The sequence below is a fragment of the Nonomuraea pusilla genome (genome assembly GCF_900109355.1).
Classification (GTDB): domain Bacteria; phylum Actinomycetota; class Actinomycetes; order Streptosporangiales; family Streptosporangiaceae; genus Nonomuraea; species Nonomuraea pusilla.
Genome location: NZ_FOBF01000025.1, coordinates 1 through 14,097 on the forward strand (window position 1 = coordinate 1; position 14,097 = coordinate 14,097).

Genomic DNA, 14,097 nt, shown 5'->3' on the forward strand with positions numbered 1-14,097 from the left:
AAGGACCCCGTGTACGAGGCGGCGACGGTGGCGGAGCTGCTGGCCGTCAGGCCGGAGAAGGTGCCGGCGGGCACGCTGGTGCGGGTCGCCGGGTACGCGGCGGCCGGTGACGGCGGCGGCATGCTGGTGCGCTGGGACGCCGAGTCGGCGGCGGCGGTGAACGGCGGCACGGTGCTGGGGTCGGGGGCCAAGGGCCGCTGGCTCCAGGTGCACCGGGGCGTCGGCGACTTCCGGACGTTCGGCGTCTTCGACGACAAGAAGCCGGCGGACGCCGCGCTCGACGCGATGGTGAACGACCCGTCGATCCACCGGATCGAGGCCCACACCGACCTGCTCTTCGTCAAGCGCCACAAGTACCTCCGCTCCGACCTCGAACTGGACTTCGGCGGTCGCACCGTCAGGACCGACGGCATCGAGAAGGCCGGCTACGACGACCCGTTCGCGGCCGTCCTGTTCTTCCAGGGCAAGGTCACCGACCAGACCGTCACGGCCGCGCTCACCGCCGACATGCCCGAGCTGTCCGACGTCTTCGAGGTCGGCGACTCCTCGAAGTTCGAGGTCGGGCAGTGGTGGAAGGCCGAGGTGAACAAGCTCTCCGGTGCGTGGGAGCGCGAGCTGCAGAAGCTGGTTCAGGTCACCCAGATCGTCGACGGCGCCCGCATCCGTGTGAACTACCTCAACGGCTGGGAGCTCAAGGCCGGCCGCACGATCACCTGGACCCGCGTGGAGCCCGTGACCCGGGTCCACGTCAGGAACATGGTGTTCACCGGCGCGGGCGCCGACCAGTACACCGGTTCGCACCCCGTCGCCTACGAGTACGCCACCTGGTGCGACGTGTCCGGCATCGACGCCACCGGCACGTTCTGGCCGGTCGTGATGCGCCGCTGGTGCACGCACTTCCAGACCAGGAGCTGCTCGCTGAAGAACCCGACGTCGGTCACCTGGGGCGGCGCCGGCTACCTCACGCAGCAGATCTACTGCCTGTACGGGCACGTCGCCGACTGCCATACCTCCAACGCCAGGCACCTCAACGACTGGACCGCCTCGGCGTACGGGCTGGTGGAGAACTGCCACGGCGACGGCGACGACCAGGGCCCGTTCGTCACCCACGGCCAGTACGAGCACGACCTCGTCTACACCGGCAACTCCGGGCTCATGACGTTCGCCAACTCGGGCGCGGCCTGGGGCTCGGCGGCCAAGCGGATCACCGTCCGCAGGCACGTCTGCTCCTGGTTCGTCGCCCGCGTGAAGGTCACGGACCTGACGCTGGAGGACGTCCGGGTCATCCGCAAGGCGTCGCTGGCCGGCTCCGGCATGATCTGGGTCAACGCCGACGGTGTGCAGCTGCGCGGCTGCTCGGCCGACGACCGGCTGATCATCTCGCAGGCGTCGAACAGGTCGGCGCGGCCGAACGTCATCGAGGGCTGCGACTTCACGATCGCGGCGGGCACCGAGATCGTGCAGGCGAACGTCACCGCGCCGGTGCACCTCGTGCGTTCGGTGCTGTCGAACCTCGACGGCAACGCCTTCAACGGCACCGGCGAGCTCCACCTGGTGGACACCGAGCTGCGCGGCAAGGAGGGCGGCGCGCCGCTGCCCGTCGCGGCCTCCACGGTACGCGTCCGGGGAGGGCGGCTGTCCGGCACGGGGCTGAAGCTGACCGCCAAGGCCGACCAGCGGATCTCGGTCGGCGGCGGCGCCGTGATCGAGGGCACGAACGCGGCGAAGGCCCTGCTGTCGCGCGCAGACGGCCCCGGCGCGGTGCGCTGGGAGCTGCGTGACTACCGCGGCTCGACGGGCGACGCCGGCACCGCGCACATCGCGGTCGAGTCGGGCAGGAACCTCTACTCGGCGGTCGGCCTGCGGCTGTCGGGAGGCAGGCTCACGCTGGCCGGGCCGGGGTTCGGCGACGGCTCGTACCTGCAGCACACGGCCTGCGTGGAGGAGGGGGTGGCACGCGCGGTGCCCGCTGACGGGCCACGCGTGCAAACAGGAGGAAACCTCCTTCTCTAGTCTTTCACCCCAAACGCCGCAAAAGGAGAGTAAATGGAACCCGTCGCGCTGGCGCTCGTGGGCGCGGGCAACCGGGGGCAGACCTACGCCTCGTGGGTGGCCCGCCACCCCGGCCGGGCCAGGCTCGTCGCCGTCGCCGACCCCGACCCGCACCGCCGGTCCCTCGTCGCGGCCGGCCACCCAGGCGTGGCCGAGCACGAGACCTGGGAGGACCTGCTCACCGCGGGCGCCGGCGCCGACGCGGTCATCATCGCCACCCAGGACAGGGAGCACAGGGAGCCCGCCGTCGCCCTCGCCCGCGCCGGCCACCACCTGCTGCTGGAGAAGCCGCTCGCCCCGACCGAGGCGGAGTGCAGGGAGATCGTCTCCGCCGTCACCGAGTCGGGCGTGCTGTTCGCCGTCTGCCACGTCCTGCGCTACACCCCGTACACGCGGCTGGTGAAGCGGGTCGTCGACAGCGGCGTGCTGGGCGAGATCATGAGCGTCGAGCACCTGGAGCCGGTCGGCTGGTGGCACGCCGCCCACTCCTACGTGCGCGGGCCGTGGCGCAGCGAGCGGCTGGCGAGCCCCATGCTGCTGGCGAAGTCCAGCCACGACCTGGACTGGCTGTCGTACGTGACCGGCCGCAGGATCGCCAGGGTGGCGAGCTTCGGCGGCCTCGGCCACTTCCGGCCCGACAAGCGCCCGGCGCAGGCGGCCGACCGCTGCCTCGACTGCGTCATCGAGCCCGACTGCCCGTACTCGGCGCCCAAGCTCTACTACCCGGCGCTGCGCGAGCGCGGCGCCACCTGGCCCGTCAGCGTCATCACCGACGGCGCCGACGAGGCCGCCGTCACCGAGGCGCTGCGCACCGGCCCGTACGGCAGGTGCGTCTACGCCTGCGACAACGACGTCGTGGACCACCAGGTGCTCGCCCTGGAGTTCGACGGCGGCGCCACCGGCACGTTCACGATGACGGCCTTCACCGAGCAGACCCACCGCCAGACCCGGATCTTCGGCAGCCACGGCCGGCTGGTCGGCGACGGCGAGCGGGTGGAGGTGCTCGACTTCCGCACCGGCGCCACCGAGACCGCCGGGACGGGGCACGAGAGCGGCTCCAACGCCGGCGACGGCCACGGCGGCGGCGACGACGGCGTGATGGACGCCTTCGTCAGGGCCGTCGCCACCCGCGACCCCTCCCACATCAGCTCGGGCCCCGCCGAGTCGCTCGCCAGCCACCTGGCGGTCTTCGCGGCCGAGCAGGCCAGGCACTCCGGCACGGTCGTCACCGTCCCTGCGCGCTGAGGCCCCCGACCTTCCCCCCTTGAACCACAGAGAGAGGACGACCCCCCATGCGACTGCGCATGATCGCGCCGGCCGCGCTGCTGCTCGCGGCCACCGCCGCCTGCGGCTCAGGCGGCTCAGGCGGTTCCGGCGACGACAAGCAGACCGTGACCATGTGGCTGTACCCCGTCATCGCCGACGAGGCCAAGCACAAGGCGTTCTGGAACGAGCAGATCGCCGCCTTCACCAAGGACCACCCGAAGATCGACGTCAAGGTCGAGATCTACCCCTGGGCCAAGCGCGAGGAGTCGCTCGCCACCGCCATCGCCGGCAACAAGGCCCCCGACCTCGTCTACCTGATCCCCGACCAGATGCCGAAGTTCGCCAAGGCCATCGAGCCGGTGGACTCCTACCTGTCCGACGCCGCCAAGGCGGACTATCGCGACAACGTCAAGCAGGCCGTCTCGATCGACGGCAAGATGATGGGCGCCCCCATCCTCATGGGCGCCAACCCGCTCATGTGCAACCAGAAGGTGCTCGACGCCGCCGGCGTCGAGGCGCCCAAGACCTGGGACGACGTGCTGGCCATCGCGCCGAAGCTCAAGGAGAAGGGCTTCGACGTCACCAACTACTACGCCGACCCGTCGGCCACGCTCAACCAGTCGTTCTACCCGCTGCTGTGGCAGGCCGGCGGCAACGTCTTCACCCCCGACGGCACGAAGGCCGCCTTCAACGGCCCCGAGGGCGTCAAGGCCCTCACCTTCCTCAAGACGCTCGCCGACAAGGGCTACGTCGAGAAGGACCTGCTCACCGGCATCCCCGCCTTCGAGCAGACGCACCTCGCCCAGAACAAGGTGGCCTGCACCTGGCAGCAGGTGCCGGCCGACGTCGAGTCGTTCTGGGGCGCGGAGAACATCAAGATCTTCCCGCCGCTCACCGGCGTCAAGCAGGCCGGGTACGGCTCGATCGGCGCGCTGTCGATGCTGAAGGCCGCCACGTCGAAGGAGGCCGCGGGACAGTGGCTGGCCTTCGCCACCAGCCCGGCCGTGACCAAGGCGTACGACGCGGCGTCGAGCTTCTTCTCGCCGCAGAAGTCCACTGGCGCCCTCTACTCCTCCGGCGCGAACGCCGAGATGGAGAAGACCCTCGACCTCATGACCGGCGCGCCGCTGCACCCCAAGGCACGCGACGTCATGGGCGTGCTCGCCCCCGAGATCCAGGCCGCGCTCATCGGTCAGAAGACCCCCGAGCAGGCGCTGAACGACGCCGCCACCGCGGCGAACGGCCTGATCGGCCAGTAAGGCGTGCGCCGGCCGTACCGTTCACCGCCCGCGGGTGCTTCAGCCCCGCCCCCGGACGGCGCCCTCCCTCGCGGGGGGCGCGGCGCGGCCGGCGCGCCACACACTCCGACACACCTGTGAGGTTCATTCCGTGACGGTCACCGTGCAGACGCGCCCGAGCCGCGTCAGGGCCGGACGCCGGCCGGCCGGCGCGCGCCACGAGGCGCGCTGGGGCCTGGCGTTCGTGCTGCCGTGCTTCCTGCTGTTCCTGGTCTTCCGGTTCGGGCCGGCCGTCGCGGGGACCTTACTCGGCTTCTTCGAGTACACGATCGGTGACAGCCCGCACTTCACCGGACTGGACAACTTCACCCGGATGATGGGCGACCCGGTCTTCTGGCAGGCGCTCAAGGTCACCGTGCTGTACACGGTGCTGTACCTGCCGCTGTCGATCGGGGTCTCCCTGGGCCTGGCGCTGCTGGTGCGGCGCTCGTTCCGCGGCGTGCGGCTGTTCCGCTCCGTCTTCTTCCTGCCCGTGATCACCAGCCTGGTGCTGGCCGCGACCATCTTCACCTGGCTGTTCTCCTCCTCGGGGCCCTGGGGCAAGCTGTTCGGCGGCTCGTGGCTGGCCTCGCCGGTGCTGGTCATCCCCGCCCTGGTGATCGTGTCGGTCTGGTCGAGGTTCGGGTACGGCATGCTGATCCTCCTCGCCAGGCTCCAGGACGTGCCGCGCGAGCTGGAGGAGGCGGCGCTGAGCGACGGCGCGGGGCCGTGGCAGCGCTTCCGCTACGTGGTGCTGCCGCAGCTGCGCCCCGCGGTGTTCTTCCTGCTCGTCATCGAGACCACGAACTCCTTCCAGGTCTTCGACCTGGTCTACGTGATGACCGGCGGCGGCCCCGCGAGGTCCAGCTACACCCTGGTCATGGACCTGTACGACCAGGGCTTCAAGAACTTCGACCTCGGCTACGCCAGCGCGCTCGGCGTCGCCCTGTTCGTGCTCACGCTGTTCGTCGCGCTGCTGCAGCGACTGCTGATGGGGAGGGGCAAGTGACCGCACAGGTGAACTCGTCCAGGGCCGTCCGGGCCTCGTACCGGGCGCTGGAGCCGAGCCGCGCGGGCAAGGTCCTCCGGGTCGTCCTGCTGAGCGTCGCGTCCGTCGTGACGATCTTCCCCTTCTACGCGATGGTCGTGCTCAGCCTCAAGCCTGTCGCGGCCGTCGAGTTCCCCGGCAGCCTGGTGCCGTGGCCGTTCGACGGCGGCGCGTACGAGCGGGTGCTCGGCGGGGGAGACCTGCCCGTCTGGACGCTCAACACGCTCGTGTACTCGCTGGTCAGCGTCGTGCTCGTGCTGGTGCTCGCCTCCCTGGCCGGCTACGCGTTCGCCAAGAAGCGCTTCCCCGGCAAGGAGACCATGTTCTGGTCGTTCCTGGCCATGGTCATGGTGCCGTACCACGTGACGCTGATCCCGCTGTTCGTGCTGGTGGCGAGCGCGGGCGGGGTGGACACCTTCTGGGGGCTCATCGTCCCGACGCTGGCCAACGCGCAGGCCGTCTTCCTGATGCGGCAGTTCATCGCCGCGCTGCCCGACGAGCTGTTCGAGGCCGCGCGGCTGGACGGCGCGTCGGAGTGGCGGATCTTCATGCGCATCGTGCTGCCGCTGTGCAAGCCGATCCTCGCGACGCTCGGCCTGTTCGTCTTCCTGTGGCACTGGAACGACTTCCTGTGGCCGCTGGTCGTCGGCAAGAGCACCGACATGCGGACGCTGACGGTCGGCATCGCGGCGCTGCAGGAGCAGAACGTGCCGCTCAACGTCGTGCTCGCGGGCGCCACGGTCGCGTTCGTGCCGATCTTCGCCGCGTACCTGGTGGGCCAGCGGTACCTGACGGAAGGCGTCACCATGTCCGGAATTAAGGGATAAATCATGTTCGATAGTGAATCCGCGCTGGAAGACCGGCTCACCGAGCCGTCGCCCGCGCTCGTCGCCTCCCTCGCCACCGGGTCGGGAGACCTCGTCGTGCTCGGCGCCGGCGGCAAGATGGGCCCCACCCTGTGCCGCCTGGCCCGGCGCGGCCTCGACGCCGCCGGACGCCCCGGCGACGCCGTCCTCGCCGTCTCCCGCTGGTCCGACCCGCGGGCCGCCGCCGCCCTGGAGGAGCACGGCGTCCGCACCGTCGCCTTCGACCTGCTGGAGAACCACGACCTGTCCGCGCTGCCCGACGCCGCCGACGTGGTGTTCATGGTCGGCGCCAAGTTCGGCACGTCCGCCGCGCCGTACCTGGCGTGGGCCGTGAACGCCGCCCTGCCCGCCCGCGTCGCCGAACGCTACGCCGGCGCGCGCGTCGCCGCGTTCTCCACCGGCAACGTCTACCCGCTCGTCGGCGTCGAGACCGGCGGCTGCTCCGAGACCGACCCCGTCGGGCCCGTCGGCGAGTACGCCATGAGCTGCCTCGGCAGGGAGCGCGTGTTCGAGCACGCCGCCGCCCGCGGCACCGCCGTCAGCGTCCTGCGCCTCAACTACGCCGTGGACCTGCGCTACGGCGTCCTCGCCGACATCGGCCAGACCGTGCTCGCCGGCGAACCCGTGGACGTCACCACCGGCCACGTCAACGTCGTCTGGCAGGGCTACGCCAACGAGGTGGCGCTGCGGTCGCTGGAGCACGCCTCCACCACGCCGTTCGTCGTCAACCTCACCGGGCCGGAGACCGCCTCCGTGCGGCGGATCGCCGCCCGCTTCGCCGAACGGCTCGGCACCGGCGTCACCTTCACCGGGCAGGAGGCCCCGACGGCGCTGCTCAACGACGCCACCGCCTGCCACGCCCGGTTCGGCTACCCCGGCGTGCCGCTCGGCACCCTCGTCGACTGGCAGGCCGACTGGCTGGCCAAGGGCCTGCCCGTGTCCGGCAAGCCCACCAAGTTCTCCGTACGCGACGGGAGATTCTGATGTCGCTGGACCCGCTGCTCGCCGGCACCGTGATCCCGGCCCACCCGCTCGCCCTCACCGCCGCGCGCGAGCTCGACGAGCGCCGCCAGCGCGCGCTGACCCGCTACTACCTGGCGGCCGGCGCGGGCGGCATCGCCGTCGGCGTCCACACCACCCAGTTCGCGATCCGCGAGGCCGGGCTGCTCAAGCCGGTGCTCGCCCTCGCCGCCGAGACCGCCGAGGAGGCGGGCCGCGACATCACCATGGTGGCCGGCGCCTGCGGCCCCGTCGCCCAGGCCGTCGCGGAGGCCGAGCTCGCCGCCGAACTGGGCTACGACGCCGTGCTGCTGTCGCCGGTCGTCCCCGGCGCGTCCGAGCGGGACCTGCTCGACCGGGCCCAGGCGGTCGGCCGGGTGCTGCCCGTCATCGGCTTCTACCTCCAGCGCGCCATCGGCGGGCCCGTGCTCTCCCGCGCCTTCTGGCGCGAACTGGCCGACCAGCCGTCCACCGCCGCCATCAAGGTGGCGCCGTTCGACCGCTACCTCACCCTCGACGTCGCCCACGGCGTGGCCGCGGCCGACCGGCGCGACGAGGTCGCCCTCTACACGGGCAACGACGACCACATCCTCGGCGACCTGCTCGCCGGCCTGCCCGGCGGCCTGCGCTTCCGCGGCGGGCTGCTCGGCCAGTGGGCCGTCTGGACCCGGGCCGCCGTCAGGCTGCTGGAGCAGGTCCGCACCGACCCGGCCGCGCTCCAGGAGCGGGCCCTGGAGCTCACCGACGCCAACGCCGCCGTGTTCGACGCCGCGCACGGCTTCGCCGGCTGCATCGCGGGCGTCCACGAGGTGCTCAGGCGGCAGGGCCTGCTGGAGGGCGTCTGGTGCCTCGACCCGGAGGAGGGGCTCTCGCCCGGCCAGGCCGAGGAGCTGACCCGCGTCTCGGCCGCCTACCCCTGGCTCACCGACGACGACTTCGTGGCGGAGCACCTCGATGACTGGCTCGCCTGACGCCCGCACGCTGGTCAGCGTCCCGCCCGCGCTGCGCGCCCTGCTGTTCCCCGAAGGGGTGGGAGGAGCCAGGCTGCTGGACGACGCCTCCGGGCTGGCCGCCGCGCTGCCCGGCACGGAGGTCCTGGTGACGAGCTGGGGCGCGCCCGTCCTCGACGCGGCGCTCCTCGACCGCGCCCCCGGCCTGCGCCTGGTCGCGCACATCGGCGCGAGCGTGAAGTTCTTCGTCACGCCCGAACTGTTCGCGCGCGGCGTCAGGGTGACCCAGGCCGGGCAGGCCATGGCGCGGCCCGTCGCCGAGGTGGCGCTCGCCTTCACCCTCGCGCTGCTGCACCGGGTGCACCGCTTCGACCACGCCCTGCGCGGCGGCGCCGAGTGGAGCGCGGCCGAGCAGGCGCCGCCCCGCCACGAGCTCCTCGGCTGCCCCGTCGGCGTCGTCGGCGCCTCCCGCACCGGGCGGGCCCACATCGAGCTGCTGCGCGCGCTCGGCGCGCGGGTGCGGGTGAGCGACCCGTACTACGCGGGGGAGCCCGACGTGCCCGCCGTCCCCCTGGACGAGCTGCTCGCCACGAGCAGGATCGTCGCGCTGCACGCGCCCGTCCTCCCGGAGACCAGGCACCTGATCGGGGCGCGCGAGCTGGCGCTCATGCCCGACGGCGCGGGCCTGGTCAACACCGCGAGGTCCTGGCTGGTGGACGAGGACGCCCTGCTCGCCGAGCTGCGCACGGGCCGCATCGACGCCGCGATCGACGTCTTCGACGCCGAGCCGCTGCCCGTCGGCCACCCGTTCCGCGGCCTGCCCAACGTGCTGCTCACCCCGCACCAGGCGGCCGGCACCGTGGAGGCCAGGCGCCGCCAGGGCGAGATCGTCCTCGACGAGATCGCCCGCCACCGGGCGGGCCTGCCGCTGCGGCACGAGGTCACGCCCGAGGCGCTGGAGCGGATGGGATGACGGTCTTCCGCGCCGCCCGCCCCTCCGACACCCCCTCCCTGTACGGGACGTGGGCCGAGTCGTTCACGGCGAGCCACGTCACCGTCCTGTACGAGCAGGACCCCGGCCGCTTCGAGCGCACGTTCGTGGCCGTGGAGGGCACCGAGGTGCTGGCCGTCGTGCACTGGCTGCCGAGGCCGGTGCGCGACGCGTCGGGCGGGGTCCGCCGCGTCGGCTGCGTCTCCAGCGTGGCCACCAGGCCGCAGGCCCGAGGGAGGGGCCTGGTCAAGCGGCTGCTCGCCCTCGCCGCCGACTCCATGGCCGAGGCCGGCTGCTCCTGGTCGCTGCTGTTCACCGGCACACCCGGTGTGTACGAGAGCTCCGGCTGGCGGCTGTTCGACCGGCCCTGGACCGCCGGGCGCATCGCCCCCGCCGCGCCGCCGGGCGACGGCTGGAGCGCGGCCCCGGTGGGCCTCGACCGCTGGCCCGTGCTCGCGGCGCTGCGCGAACGGCACGACGCGGACCGGCCGCTCACCACCGTGCGCTCGGCGGCCGACTGGACCGGCCGGGTGCCCGTCTGGTACTCCGAGCCGCGCGAGATCCTGCTCCTCACCAGGGACGGGCGGCCCGCGGCGTACGCGGTGGCGGACTGGGACACCGGCGACGTCCTGGAGATCGGCCTCGACGGCGGGGAGGCGGCGGGGCCGCTGTTCCGCGCGGTGGCCGCGCGCGCCCGCGAGCGCGGCGTGCGCGACGGCGCGCTGCGCGCCCCGCTCGACCCGGCCGTCCGCGCCGCCCTGCCGTGCCTGTTCGAGACGTGGGAGCGGCGCGGCGACCTCACCGGCATGGCGAGGCCGATCCTGGACACCGAGGACGACGTCAGGGCGATCGTGGCCGACCCCCGCGCCGTGCACTGGACGGCCGACTACTTCTGACCGCTCACCACAGCCGGTCGATCTCGCCGGGGTGCAGCGCGACCCGGGCGTGCTCGAACGCCGCCCGCCAGGCGGCGGCCCCGGCCGAGAAGAAGGCCCCCACGGTCACCTTGTCGAAGCCGGGAGCGTCGCTCGGGAACGGCGCCTGCGGCGTGCCGCCGACGAGCACCGTCCCGGGCAGCTCCTCCCAGCCCGCGCTCTCGTAGAAGGCGAGGAGCGGGCGGTCGCAGGTGAACAGCCCGACGTCGGCGCCGGACGCGGCGACGGCGTCCCTGGCGGCGGCGACCAGGCGGCGGCCGTGGCCGCGCCCGCGCGCCGCCCTCCTGGTGACGACGGTGCTCAGGCCCGCCGCCCGCCAGCGCCCGCCGGCGTGACCGATCTCCTTCGACAGCACGTCGAGCGCCGCCAGGACGACGTCGCCGTCGACCAGCAGCATCGACAGCGGGCGCAGCGCCGGGTCGTGCGTGAGCCCCTGGCTGGGGTCCGGGTCGGCCGGGCCGGGCGGCCAGGCGTCGTCCTGCAGTTCCAGGACCTGCCCCCGCAGCGGCGCCGGCACCTCCGCCTCCGGGTACGACACGATTCTCACGGCACTACCTCTCCAGCACGACGGCCAGGCCCTGGCCGACCCCGATGCACAGCGCGGCCAGCCCGACGCCCGACCCCGCCGCGGCCAGCCGGTGCGCCACCGCCCCCGTGATGCGCGCCCCGGAGGCGCCCAGCGGGTGGCCCAGCGCGATCGCGCCGCCCTCGGGATTGACGATGCCCGGGTCGAGCTCGGGCAGCTCGGCCAGGCAGCCGAGCACCTGTGCCGCGTACGCCTCGTTCAGCTCCGCCGTCGCCAGCTCGCCGAAGCCCCTGCCCGCCCTGGCCAGCGCCTTCGTGGCCGCCTCGACCGGGCCCAGGCCGAACAGGCGCGGCTCCAGCGCGCCGGCCGCGCCGGCGACGATCCTGGCGAGCGGCTCGCGCCCGCGCAGCCCCGCCTCGTCGGTGAGCAGCAGCGCCGCCGCGCCGTCGGTCAGCGGCGAGGCGTTGCCCGCCGTGACCGTGCCGTCCCTCCTGAAGACCGGACGCAGCCGGGCCAGCGCCTCCGGCGAGGTGTCGCGCCTGACGCCCTCGTCGTGCTCGACGCCGCCGATCGGCACGATCTCCCGCGCGAACGAGGCCGCCGCCGCCTTCCTGTGGCTGGCCAGCGCGAACGCGTCCTGCTCCGCCCGGGTGACGCCGTGGCTGTCGGCGATCAGCTCGGCGCCCTCGCCCAGCGGCACCGTGTGCTCGGCCGGCATGCGCGGGTTCACCAGCCGCCAGCCCAGCGTCGTGGACACGAGCTCCTGGCCGCCCGCGGGGAACGCCCGGTCCGGCTTGGGCAGCACCCACGGGGCGCGCGTCATCGACTCGACGCCGCCCGCGATCACCGTGGACGCCTCGCCCAGCGCGATCATCCGGTACGCCTGGATCACGGCCTCCATGCCGGAGCCGCACAGCCGGTTCACCGTCACGCCCGGCGTGGTGACGGGCAGCCCGGCGAGCAGCGCCGCCATCCTGGCCACGTTGCGGTTGTCCTCGCCGGCGCCGTTGGCGTTGCCGAGGATCACCTCGTCGGGGGCCTCGACGCCGTTGCGCTCGGCCACGGCCCCGACGACGTGCGCGGCCAGGTCGTCGGGGCGGACGCCGGACAGCGCGCCGCCGTGGCGGCCGAACGGGGTGCGCACCGCGTCGACGACGTAGACGGCCCTCACGCCCGCACCTCCGCGCCGGTACGGGCGCGCAGCTCGCCGAGCCCGACGCCCGGCGCGGTCTCCACCAGCGCGAACCCCTCGGGGGTGACGTCGAGCACGCCCAGGTCGGTGACGACGCGGTGGACGCAGCCCGCGCCCGTGAGCGGCAGCGTGCACTCCCGCACGAGCTTGGGCGAGCCGTCCTTGGCGGTGTGCTCCATGACGACGACGACCCTGCGGGCGCCGTGGACGAGGTCCATCGCCCCTCCCATGCCCTTGACCAGCCTGCCCGGCACCATCCAGTTGGCCAGGTCGCCCCCGGCCGACACCTGCATGGCCCCCAGCACCGCCACGTCGACGTGGCCGCCGCGGATCATCGCGAACGACAGCGCCGAGTCGAAGAACGACGCGCCGGGCAGCACCGTCACCGTCTCCTTGCCCGCGTTGACGAGGTCGGGGTCGACCTCGTCCTCCGTGGGGTAGGGGCCGACGCCGAGCACGCCGTTCTCGGAGTGCAGCACGACGTCCACCCCGGCCGGCAGGAACGACGGGATGCGCGTCGGCAGCCCGATGCCGAGGTTGACGTAGTCGCCGTCGCGCAGCTCGGCCGCCGCGCGCGCCACCATCTCGTCACGCGTCCAGCTCATGCGGGGCGCACCGTCCTCTTCTCGATGCCCTTGTCGGCGGCCTGCTCGGGGGTGAGCACGACGACGCGCCGCACGAACACGCCCGGCAGGTGCACCTCGTCAGGGTCCAGCTCGGTCAGCTCCTCCACCTCGGCCACGGTGACGCGGCCCGCCATGGCGGCGAGCGGGTTGAAGTTCCTCGCGGTCTTGGCGAAGACGAGGTTGCCGTGCCGGTCGCCCTTCGCCGCCCGTACGAGCGCGTAGTCGGTGGTGATGGCGCGCTCCAGCACGTACCGGCGGCCGTCGAACTCGCGCACCTCCTTCGGCGGCGAGGCGAGCGCGACCGACCCGTCGGGGTGGTGCCGCAGCGGCAGGCCGCCGTCGGCGACCGGCGTGCCGACGCCCGCCGGCGTGTAGAAGGCGGGGATGCCGCTGCCGCCCGCCCGCAGCCGCTCGGCGAGGCTGCCCTGCGGGGTCAGCTCCACCTCGATCTCACCCGCGAGGTACTGGCGGGCGAACTCCTTGTTCTCGCCGATGTACGAGGCGGTGACGCGGGCGATGCGCCCGGCGGCCAGCAGCACGCCGAGGCCGCCGCCGTCCACGCCGCAGTTGTTCGACACGACGCTGATCCCGGTCACGCCGGTGCGGTACAGGGCCTGGATGAGCACGCTGGGGATGCCGCTGAGCCCGAAGCCGCCGACGGCGAACGACGCGCCGTCGCGCACGTCGGCCAGCGCCTCCTCGGCCGTGGCGACCACCTTGTCTCTCGACACGACGCTCCGATCGCTCGTGTTCGCTGGGTGAACTTTTGTTCACTATTGTGGCCACGAGTATCCGCACTCGGCGGCGCTCCTGTCAAAGGGCGCCCGGCACATCCACCGGCCGATCGATCCCGGCGAGACGAGCAGGAGCGAGACATGGAACGGGCAGGCACTCTGGAACGCGGGCTCGCCGTGCTGCGCGTCCTCACGGCCGAGCCGGAACGGCCGCTGCGCGCCACCGACGTCGTCCGCGCCACCGGCCTGGCCAGGTCCGTCGTGGACCGCGTCCTCGCCACCCTCGTCCACCTCGGGTACGCGCGCACGGCCGGCCGCGACGTGCTGCCCGCGCCCCGGCTGACCGAGCTGGGCGAGGCGTACCTCGCCTGCTCGGGGCTGCGCGACACCCTCGGGCCGATCGCCGCACGGCTCGCCGCCGAACTCGACGAGTCCGTGTTCCTGGCGGTGCGCGACGGCGACGGGGCGCGTTTCGTGGCCGGGCACGCCCGCCGGGGCGCGGTGTCGGTGACGTTCAGGCCCGGCGACCTGGTGCCCGCCCGCCGCTGCGCCGCCGGGCTCGCGCTGCTCGACCCGTCGGCGCCGTACGCACTCGACGACCAGCTCGCCGAGCCCGGCCTGACCGCCGTCGCCCT

Annotated in this window: 13 protein-coding genes and 1 pseudogene; 10 read left to right on the top strand and 4 right to left on the bottom strand. The window is 73.4% G+C overall.

Annotation, left to right across the window (positions count from 1 at the left end; all coding sequences use genetic code 11):
* The 9 genes from BMX74_RS46385 to BMX74_RS36240 all read left to right on the top strand — a co-directional run.
* On the top strand, nucleotides 1–2,013 hold a 2,013-nt coding region (locus tag BMX74_RS46385), incomplete at its 5' end, for a hypothetical protein (RefSeq protein WP_218154157.1).
* A gap of 33 nt (nucleotides 2,014–2,046) precedes the next feature.
* Nucleotides 2,047–3,297, top strand: coding sequence for a Gfo/Idh/MocA family protein (locus BMX74_RS36205; RefSeq protein WP_055502412.1), 1,251 nt, complete (start codon nucleotides 2,047–2,049; stop codon nucleotides 3,295–3,297).
* Nucleotides 3,298–3,344: 47 nt separating this feature from the next.
* Complete coding sequence (locus tag BMX74_RS36210; RefSeq protein WP_055502411.1) at nucleotides 3,345–4,577, top strand: ABC transporter substrate-binding protein; 1,233 nt, start codon at nucleotides 3,345–3,347, stop codon at nucleotides 4,575–4,577.
* A gap of 130 nt (nucleotides 4,578–4,707) precedes the next feature.
* Nucleotides 4,708–5,604 (top strand): carbohydrate ABC transporter permease, encoded by an 897-nt coding sequence (locus BMX74_RS36215; RefSeq protein WP_082534765.1) that lies wholly within the window; start codon nucleotides 4,708–4,710, stop codon nucleotides 5,602–5,604.
* On the top strand, nucleotides 5,601–6,470 hold the full coding sequence (locus tag BMX74_RS36220) for a carbohydrate ABC transporter permease (RefSeq protein ID WP_218154158.1): 870 nt from the start codon (nucleotides 5,601–5,603) through the stop codon (nucleotides 6,468–6,470). The genes BMX74_RS36215 and BMX74_RS36220 overlap by 4 nt, the downstream gene beginning before the upstream one ends.
* A 3-nt stretch (nucleotides 6,471–6,473) precedes the next feature.
* Nucleotides 6,474–7,493: an NAD-dependent epimerase/dehydratase family protein gene (locus tag BMX74_RS36225; RefSeq protein WP_091105024.1), complete on the top strand. Its 1,020-nt coding sequence runs from the start codon at nucleotides 6,474–6,476 to the stop codon at nucleotides 7,491–7,493.
* Nucleotides 7,493–8,479 carry a dihydrodipicolinate synthase family protein gene (locus BMX74_RS36230; protein ID WP_091105025.1) on the top strand — a complete coding sequence of 329 codons (987 nt, stop codon included), beginning with the start codon at nucleotides 7,493–7,495 and terminating at the stop codon, nucleotides 8,477–8,479. Before BMX74_RS36225 ends, BMX74_RS36230 begins: the two co-directional genes overlap by 1 nt.
* A complete protein-coding gene (locus tag BMX74_RS36235; RefSeq protein WP_055502407.1) occupies nucleotides 8,463–9,431 on the top strand; it encodes a hydroxyacid dehydrogenase in 969 nt (322 codons plus the stop codon). The genes BMX74_RS36230 and BMX74_RS36235 overlap by 17 nt, the downstream gene beginning before the upstream one ends.
* Complete coding sequence (locus BMX74_RS36240) at nucleotides 9,428–10,345, top strand: GNAT family N-acetyltransferase (protein WP_091105026.1); 918 nt, start codon at nucleotides 9,428–9,430, stop codon at nucleotides 10,343–10,345. Before BMX74_RS36235 ends, BMX74_RS36240 begins: the two co-directional genes overlap by 4 nt.
* A gap of 4 nt (nucleotides 10,346–10,349) precedes the next feature.
* On the opposite strand, the gene BMX74_RS36245 is transcribed toward BMX74_RS36240, so the two are convergent.
* From BMX74_RS36245 to BMX74_RS36260, 4 genes are read right to left on the bottom strand one after another with little or no spacing between them, the layout of a single operon-like run.
* Complete coding sequence (locus BMX74_RS36245; RefSeq protein WP_055502405.1) at nucleotides 10,350–10,931, bottom strand: GNAT family N-acetyltransferase; 582 nt, start codon at nucleotides 10,929–10,931, stop codon at nucleotides 10,350–10,352.
* A gap of 4 nt (nucleotides 10,932–10,935) precedes the next feature.
* Nucleotides 10,936–12,081: a thiolase family protein gene (locus BMX74_RS36250; RefSeq protein WP_091105028.1), complete on the bottom strand. Its 1,146-nt coding sequence runs from the start codon at nucleotides 12,079–12,081 to the stop codon at nucleotides 10,936–10,938.
* On the bottom strand, nucleotides 12,078–12,707 hold the full coding sequence (locus tag BMX74_RS36255) for a CoA transferase subunit B (RefSeq protein WP_091105030.1): 630 nt from the start codon (nucleotides 12,705–12,707) through the stop codon (nucleotides 12,078–12,080). Before BMX74_RS36255 ends, BMX74_RS36250 begins: the two co-directional genes overlap by 4 nt.
* The gene (locus BMX74_RS36260; RefSeq protein ID WP_055502402.1) at nucleotides 12,704–13,459 is read right to left on the bottom strand and encodes a CoA transferase subunit A; all 756 of its coding nucleotides are present in this window, start codon (nucleotides 13,457–13,459) and stop codon (nucleotides 12,704–12,706) included. Before BMX74_RS36260 ends, BMX74_RS36255 begins: the two co-directional genes overlap by 4 nt.
* Nucleotides 13,460–13,603: 144 nt before the next feature.
* Here BMX74_RS36260 and BMX74_RS46780 point away from each other — a divergent pair.
* Nucleotides 13,604–13,759 (top strand): annotated as a pseudogene (locus tag BMX74_RS46780) (helix-turn-helix domain-containing protein); the annotation flags it as partial.
* Nucleotides 13,760–14,097 lie beyond the last annotated feature (338 nt).

Excerpts from the sequence above, each read along its gene's own strand:
- BMX74_RS36225 (WP_091105024.1), top strand. The coding sequence starts at position 6,474 with ATGTTCGATAGTGAATCCGCGCTGGAAGACCGGCTCACCGAGCCGTCG.
- BMX74_RS36255 (WP_091105030.1), bottom strand. The coding sequence starts at position 12,707 with ATGAGCTGGACGCGTGACGAGATGGTGGCGCGCGCGGCGGCCGAGCTG.
- BMX74_RS36240 (WP_091105026.1), top strand. The coding sequence starts at position 9,428 with ATGACGGTCTTCCGCGCCGCCCGCCCCTCCGACACCCCCTCCCTGTAC.
- BMX74_RS36205 (WP_055502412.1), top strand. The coding sequence starts at position 2,047 with ATGGAACCCGTCGCGCTGGCGCTCGTGGGCGCGGGCAACCGGGGGCAG.
- BMX74_RS36235 (WP_055502407.1), top strand. The coding sequence starts at position 8,463 with ATGACTGGCTCGCCTGACGCCCGCACGCTGGTCAGCGTCCCGCCCGCG.
- BMX74_RS36230 (WP_091105025.1), top strand. The coding sequence starts at position 7,493 with ATGTCGCTGGACCCGCTGCTCGCCGGCACCGTGATCCCGGCCCACCCG.
- BMX74_RS36210 (WP_055502411.1), top strand. The coding sequence starts at position 3,345 with ATGCGACTGCGCATGATCGCGCCGGCCGCGCTGCTGCTCGCGGCCACC.